Origin of the sequence: Xenorhabdus sp. NBAII XenSa04 (assembly GCF_963866145.1) — a bacterium.
Taxonomy (GTDB): domain Bacteria; phylum Pseudomonadota; class Gammaproteobacteria; order Enterobacterales; family Enterobacteriaceae; genus Xenorhabdus; species Xenorhabdus indica.
This window is the reverse complement of sequence record NZ_CAWMEB010000260.1, coordinates 1-207: the sequence shown is the minus strand read 5'-3', so window position 1 is coordinate 207 and position 207 is coordinate 1. Positions and strand designations below refer to the sequence as shown.

The following is a 207-nucleotide window of genomic DNA, read 5'->3' as shown; positions in this document are numbered from 1 at the left end:
AAAAGGTTACAAAAGCGAATGAGGGTCATGGAGAAAGGTGTAGAACTGGATGTTTACTTCAACAATTTAGCGTGCAATGAATGCCCAATCCGATCTCAATGCACAACATCAAAGAAAGGTCCCCGTCGCATAAGACGATGGATACATGAATCGATTATTGATGACATGCAAAAACGGTTGGACGAGAATCCGGAATTCCCGGTGATA

General features: G+C 42.5%; 1 protein-coding gene. It reads left to right on the top strand.

Annotation, left to right across the window (positions count from 1 at the left end):
- Positions 1–18: 18 nt before the first annotated feature.
- A partial coding sequence (locus AAC147_RS09780; RefSeq protein WP_231571688.1) for a transposase occupies positions 19–207 on the top strand: 189 nt, incomplete at its 3' end.